This is a genomic window from Clostridium sp. DSM 8431, assembly GCF_900116755.1.
GTDB lineage: Bacteria > Bacillota > Clostridia > Clostridiales > Clostridiaceae > Clostridium.
Window position 1 is genome coordinate 1 of sequence record NZ_FPBY01000218.1, and the last position, 5,021, is coordinate 5,021.

Genomic DNA, 5,021 nt, shown 5'->3' on the forward strand with positions numbered 1-5,021 from the left:
TTTTCCTGAGTTACTTCATTTAATTCTTCTATACTATTCTTTCCCTCAATCAAAGCTTTTCTACCTGGTTTTACCTTAATCTTATCTTTATTCTTTGATTTGCTTATCCAAGTAAAAATTGTACTAGTAGATATTCCATGTTTTCTTCCAACTAAAGAAACATTACCTACCTCTTTCACTTCATTTAATATTTGATTCTTAAATTCTTCTGAATAAGTTTTTCCTTTCATAAATTACCTCCAATAATTACTATATTTAGTATAACCTATACTAATATGCTTTGTCCAAATAATTATCGGGGCTTAAGAGCTTATCTATACTTCATATTAGCATGCCTATCAAATATCATAAGTGAACTTTTACCTTTAAGATATCCCATAAATTGAGCTACGCTCAATTTTGGCGGTATGCTTACCAGCATATGAATATGATCTTTACATGCATTTGCTTCTATTATTTCTACACCTTTTTGTTCACATAGCTTTCGCAATATCACTCCAATATCTGCTTTAATTTTCCCGTAAATCACCTGTCTTCTATACTTAGGTGCAAATACTATATGATATTTACAATTCCATTTACTATGTGCTAAACTACTTATGTCGTTGCTCATTAACGACACCTCCCTTGAAAATATTTTAGTTGGCAAACTTAAAATATTATTCCAAGGGAGCTATTTTTTTATTCACGCATAGCTATAAGCTTTTAGAACCACAGGTCAAACCTGTGGTATTCTTAATTACAATAAAATACCTAGACTATATAATCTAGGTATTTTTCAAGAGTTAATTTGGTAGTTATTTAAATAAGGTTTAGAGTTTTAAATGGAATTTATATATTAAGTTAGTTTTAATAGTGATATAATTATATACATATTTTTTTTGTAGCATATTCTTGAACTATAGGATCATGAGTTACAACAATAATAGTTTTGCCTTCTTTATTAAATTCCTTTAATAATTGTAATACGCTATCTCTATTATTTGCATCTAAACTTCCAGTTGGCTCATCAGCTAAAATAATGCTTGAAGGTTTTAATATTATTTTAGCTAAGGCAACTCTTTGCTGTTCTCCTCCGCTCAATGAACATACCTTTTCATCTTCAATATTTTTCAATCCCACTCTATTTAATGCATCTTTTATTCTTTCATTTTCTTCAGTTTTAGAAAGATTTAAAAAGTAAGTTGCCATCTTTAAGTTATATCTAACGCTTTTTGATTCTACTAATCCATAGTTTTGAAATAAATAACTTATTTCTTTTCTTAGTAGTTTAGTACCTATGTGAGAATTAAATTTAGGATTAATATGATCTAATATTTGTACACTTCCTGAATCAGGTTTTTCTAAAAGACCTATTATATTAAGTAAAGTAGATTTACCACTACCACTTGGTCCCATTATAGATACAAATTCACCTTTTTCTATATTGAGGTTGAAATTTTTAAATATAATTTTTTTATCAAATGTTTTAGTTATGTTATTTAATGAAATTATATTCATCTAATTATCTCCTTTCAAAATATTAGGTATGTTTTTTCTTTCAGTAGATTTCAAATAGAGTATAAATATTATTAATTCAATTAAACTTACAATAAATATAATTGAGATATTTATTGTAAATTTCAATCGCATTAATATAAGAAATATTAATTGTAACCATTGTATCAATAAAGGAATTCTATAAACTTTTACAAAATTATATCCATTAATGCGTTTTAATGAAATAACTTTTTTATAAACAATAAAATATATTTTACTATTATATATAATCATAATGATTAGCCCAACTATATATACAAAAAAGTTAATTAAAGAAAGCATTAAACTTGATTTGACTTCTGAAATACTTTCATTAAATACATTGCTTATATAAGGTGTTTCATGTATTATAGCATCCAATCCACATGTTGATAGAGTAGGACTTATTTCATCGAATGGATTATCTGAATCAATTTTTAAAAAGTAATATTGTCCAGAAATATAGTTAAGCATCTGGTTTTTTAAATATTTAGAGTTATATATAAATATTATTGGATTATCTATAAGACCATTGTTGTCTGCACCAGAGTATGGATTAAATGAATAAATTTTTTGATTTTTTAAGTATTTTATAATATTGATATTATTAGAATTAATTTTATATTTCTTTGAATATAATGATTTAATTTTATTTTCATCTTCATTTTCAGGAATTAATATATTTAAATAATCATCATTGAATAAAGAGGAACCTATTAAGTTATTTTCTATATCATAAAGTGGATTTAATTTTAGATAATTTCCATTAATAGTTATATACTTTTTATAATTGTCAGTATTTAGGGTATCATCCTCATCTTCATCCTCATTATTAACTTTTCTATATGCTCTACTATCAATAAGAACTCCGTCATATTTAGATTCTGTAATGTTATAAAATTCTTCAGCTTTATTACTTAGTTCTAATTGATTATTATCTCCTATATAAAAATTACTAACATTAACAGGTAATGTGACATAATTTTTTGTATTTTCACTAATTGTCATATTAATTTTATTAAGATTATATATGGAACTAATATATGAACTAATCGAACTTAAGTTTACAATGAGGAATGTACAAAATATAAATTTACTAATTAAAGTAATTATATATATATCTAAGCTATTATCATTTCCTTTAAGATAGCTTGTATAATTACGAGTTATATTAAATACATTTGTTAAAAATAAAACTACTATAGCATATATAAAAATAATAATAACTTTTTTATATGTAAAATTAAAATAATCTAAAAAGCTATACTTATATAAAATTTTTATTATAAGTAAATTTAAACTTTCAAGTAGTATAGTAATGCCTAGTAATTGTATTATATTTTCAAAACAATCTTTTATTACTATATTTAATTTAGAAAACCCAAGTAGCCTTTGACATAATATTTCTTTACGTCTAGATATAACATAGAAAGTCATGCTAATAAATAACAAAAACGCAGGTAAAAACATCGTTTGTAAGGATATATACTTAAATGAAGAATTTTCAACATTAAGTTTATTAGTGTTGAAGCCATTCTCTTTTAGTGTATTTATTATTTTATTACTCATATCTTTATCTATATAATATTTACATAAATCTAGATTAAATTTTTTAATCTCGGTGAAATTATATATGGATATATTATAGAAAAAAGATGAACCACATATTGCATGAGTATAATCAGAATTAAAAGTTGATAAACATTCACCATTATCTAATATATGTTTAGCATCTTTATTAACAGCTATAGGTATTGAGTTAGTATTAGTAGTAATATAATATTTTTTGTGACTTTTAATATTTGAATTATCAGTTGTCAAATACATTAAATCAGAATTCATATCAGCAAAAATTGTAATCAAATTATTGATAAAATCTTCATTAGTTAAATTTTGTGGTTTTTCAATTTCTATTACAGTTTTATTATTTTCAAGAATATCTACATTCTTATTTGAATACTCAAAAAAGTTCATAATAAAGAAAAATATTAGGCTTATTGTAAAAATAAAATATACTATCTTTTTCATAAAATCTCCTTAAAATAATACAAGACTGTATATAAATGAAAATTAATGTACAGTCTTGTAAAGTAAGTTATTATCTATAACCTAAACAATAAAATGCTTTATTACCACTTCTAGTTGCAGTAACTGAAGATTTTGCCCAGTCACCTGGATCTACATTATAATCTTGATCCCAATCACCATTTCCATTACAGCAAGAAGAACCATGAACTTTTTCAGTATGATAATACTTTGAGTATCCACGTCCATATGACCAAGTACCCCCTTCAGGATATGATGTTCCTGCTAATGCAGTGACTGTGCCTAAAGCCATAGTAGCAACAATTGTTAATGATGCAATTTTCTTTTTCATAATCTTTTCCTCCTCTTATATAAACATAAATTCACAAAAACAAAATACATTTTTTACTTTGTTTTACATTATATTTCAAAAAAAGCAAATTGGTCAAGCTCTTTTATTATAAAAAATAAAAAAAGAAGCTAAAGTTCCATAACTTAAAACTTTTGAATCTGAGTCTACTGCATAAGGCATATCTTCAATTTCCTTAACTATATATTTTTTTGATTCACTATTTGTAGATTCCACCTCTACTTCGTCACCAACATTTACATTCATATTATCAGCAATTGTTTTATAAAGAATAATTTGATTTTCGCCAATATCAGAGCCTCCATAAATAAGATTAGCTGCAGTACTTCTGCCTCCATCTTTTTTTAGATAACTACCAGAAATACCTTCAAATTTCATGTCACATCCTTCATCTCTTAGCCTTTCTAATTCTTTATTAAACTTCTTTGAAGGATAGTTTCCTTTAACCATAAGATCTGCACCATTTAACTTTTCAACACTGCTATACATATATTCCTTGGTATTTTCAGTAACTTGAGGTACTAATAAAGATATTAAAGTAGTTATAAATATAGATAATAATATAAATATGATTTTTTCACTTTTTAACTTTTTCAAGTTATATAATTTAAAAATATCAAACCACTTCATTAAGTACACCATCCTTTAAATAAAGCTTTCTATCTCCCATCTTTCCAATACTTATATCATGAGTAACAATAATAAGAGCACAACCAAAGTTTTTCTTCATCTGAATCAAAAGAGAAATCATATTTTTTCCATTTTCAGAATCTAGCGCACCTGCAATGTCGTCAACTTAGTAGATTAATGCAGATGAAAGTGCTTTAAAACCATATTATTTTTTATAGCTATTTAAAATCCCCTTAAAAAATGGTACACTAAATAAATCCACTGGTAAAAGTGAATTTTAAATTATGTATTTATTTTTAATATTAGATGCAGGATTTAATATTATGATGGTGCTTTTTCCTTGGATGTTTGTTTTTTCGCTCACAAGAACGGTTGCAGCGTATTTGTGAGCGTATTTTTATAGCTTTTTCTAAGATATACATTAGAATTTTCTTTCGATGCTTATTTTTAGTTATTATATGTATAATATTCTTAAATA

6 protein-coding genes and 1 pseudogene are annotated in these 5,021 nt (G+C 24.7%); all 7 read right to left on the minus strand.

The genetic code is table 11. From position 1 onward, the window contains the following. Positions 1 to 230, minus strand: a 230-nt coding sequence (locus BM384_RS15560; protein ID WP_139232155.1) for a transposase, incomplete at its 3' end; no start/stop codon positions are given. A gap of 83 nt (positions 231 to 313) precedes the next feature. Then, positions 314 to 613: pseudogene (gene tnpA / locus BM384_RS15565) on the minus strand (IS200/IS605 family transposase); the annotation flags it as partial. 251 nt (positions 614 to 864) lie between these two features. Further along, on the minus strand, positions 865 to 1,500 hold the full coding sequence (locus BM384_RS15570; RefSeq protein WP_090014957.1) for a putative bacteriocin export ABC transporter: 636 nt from the start codon (positions 1,498 to 1,500) through the stop codon (positions 865 to 867). Next, positions 1,501 to 3,546 (minus strand): DUF1430 domain-containing protein, encoded by a 2,046-nt coding sequence (locus BM384_RS15575; RefSeq protein ID WP_090014959.1) that lies wholly within the window; start codon positions 3,544 to 3,546, stop codon positions 1,501 to 1,503. 70 nt (positions 3,547 to 3,616) lie between these two features. Continuing rightward, a complete protein-coding gene (locus BM384_RS15580) occupies positions 3,617 to 3,895 on the minus strand; it encodes a lactococcin 972 family bacteriocin (RefSeq protein WP_090014961.1) in 279 nt (92 codons plus the stop codon). Positions 3,896 to 3,988: 93 nt separating this feature from the next. Then, positions 3,989 to 4,543 carry an ABC transporter permease family protein gene (locus BM384_RS15585; RefSeq protein ID WP_090014963.1) on the minus strand — a complete coding sequence of 185 codons (555 nt, stop codon included), beginning with the start codon at positions 4,541 to 4,543 and terminating at the stop codon, positions 3,989 to 3,991. Next, entirely contained in the window at positions 4,530 to 4,664 is a 135-nt protein-coding gene (locus BM384_RS18590; protein WP_278280942.1) for a hypothetical protein, read from the minus strand. The genes BM384_RS15585 and BM384_RS18590 overlap by 14 nt, the downstream gene beginning before the upstream one ends. Positions 4,665 to 5,021 lie beyond the last annotated feature (357 nt).